Below are 1,706 nucleotides of genomic sequence, written 5' to 3'. Positions count from 1 at the left end.
GCCCGCGCCCCGCCCCGGGTCCGGGCTGGTCGAGGGCCGGGACTGGGTAGGGTCGGCCCATGTCCTACCCCGAAGTGGGCGTCGCCGGGCTGGCCGAGTTGCTCGCCGGGCCCGTCGTGCCGGCCGCCCGGGGGCTGCTCGGCTGCCGGCTCTCGGCCGGCGGGGTCACCGTCCGGATCACCGAGGTCGAGGCGTACGCGGGCACGGCCGGTGATCCCGCCTCGCACGCCCATCGGGGGCGAACCCCGCGCAACGCCGTGATGTTCGGCCCGGCGGGGCACGCCTACGTCTACTTCACGTACGGCATGTACTGGTGCGTGAACGTGGTGACCGGGCCGCAGGGGGAGGCTGCGGCGGTGCTGCTGCGGGCCGGCGAGGTGGTGGAGGGCGTCGAGGTCGCGCGGTCCCGCCGCACCGCCGTACGCCGGGATGTGGATCTCGCGCGCGGCCCGGCGCGGCTCTGCGCCGCCCTCGGTATCGACCGTACGCTGTACGGGCGGTATCTGCTCGGCGACGGGCCGGTGCGGCTGCGCCCGGCGGCCGAGCCGGTGCCCGAGGCGACGATCGCCGCCGGGCCCCGGGTCGGGGTGACCGGCGCACACGACGTGCCGTGGCGGTTCTGGATCGCCGGCGAGCCGACCGTGAGCCAGTACCGCCGGCACGTGCCCCGCTCCCGCCGCTGACCACCCCGCTCCCGCCGCTGACTTACCCAGATCCCGCCGCTGGAGCTGCCCGCTTCCGTCGCTGACCTGGGGCGACCGCTCGTCGCTGACCTGGGGCGACCGCCCGCTGCTCCCGGTGCGTCGGCCGGTTTCTGTCGGTCCCCGTGGTCATAATCACGCCATTCGGCTTCCGGCTCCGCGAAGGACATCCATGACGACCCTGCTCGCGATCGGCACCGGCAAGGGCCTCTTCCTCGCCACCAGCGTCGACGGCCGCCGCACCTGGCGGGTCAGCGGCCCGCACCACCCGATGACCGGCGTGTACGCGGTGGCGGTGGACACGCGGCGCGACGTTCCCCGCCTGCTCGCCGCAACGACCAGCTCACACTTCGGGCCCAGCGTGGCCACCAGCGACGACCTGGGGGCGTCCTGGCAGGAGCCCGAGCAGGCCCCGGTCGCCTTCCCGGCCGACACCGGGGCGAGCCTCGGGCGGGTCTGGCAGCTCGCGCCCGCCGGGCCGGCGGAGCCAGAGGTGGTCTGGGCCGGCACCGAGCCGTCGGCGCTGTTCCGCTCCGCCGACGGGGGACGCACCTTCGAGTTGGTCCGCGCGCTGTGGGACCACCCGCACCGCAAGCAGTGGGAGGCGGGCTTCGGCGGCCAGGCGGTGCACACCGTCCTGCCGCACCCGCACGACCCGGCCCGACTCACGGTGGCCATGTCGACCGGTGGGGTCTACCACTCCGACGACGCGGGCGCGAGCTGGGCACCGGGCAACACGGGCATCCGGGCCTATTTCCTGCCCGACGAGTGGCCCGAGTTCGGCCAGTGCGTGCACAAGGTGGCCCGGGACGCCGGTGATCCGGAGCGGCTCTACGCGCAGAACCACCACGGCGTCTACCGCTCCGACGACGGGGGGCGGACCTGGTTGTCGATCGCCGCCGGCCTGCCCAGCGACTTCGGGTTCCCGATGGTGGCCCACCCCCGCCGCCCCGGGATGATCTGGTCGTTCCCCCTCGCCGCCGACTCCCGGCGCTTCCCGGCCGA

2 protein-coding genes are annotated in these 1,706 nt (G+C 75.4%); both read left to right on the top strand.

Going from position 1 to position 1,706, the window contains the following annotated elements; genetic code table 11:
• Positions 1-59: 59 nt before the first annotated feature.
• Entirely contained in the window at positions 60-683 is a 624-nt protein-coding gene (locus tag E1258_RS32470; RefSeq protein WP_132407786.1) for a DNA-3-methyladenine glycosylase, read from the top strand.
• Positions 684-873: 190 nt separating this feature from the next.
• Positions 874-1,706: exo-alpha-sialidase (locus E1258_RS32465; RefSeq protein WP_132407784.1), on the top strand; the 833-nt coding region annotated here is incomplete at its 3' end.

It is taken from the genome of Micromonospora sp. KC207 (genome assembly GCF_004348615.1).
GTDB lineage: Bacteria > Actinomycetota > Actinomycetes > Mycobacteriales > Micromonosporaceae > Micromonospora.
Note: the sequence above shows the minus strand (reverse complement) of the source record. Positions and strands in the feature narration are given on the sequence as shown.

Excerpts from the sequence above, each read along its gene's own strand:
- E1258_RS32470 (WP_132407786.1), top strand. The coding sequence starts at position 60 with ATGTCCTACCCCGAAGTGGGCGTCGCCGGGCTGGCCGAGTTGCTCGCC.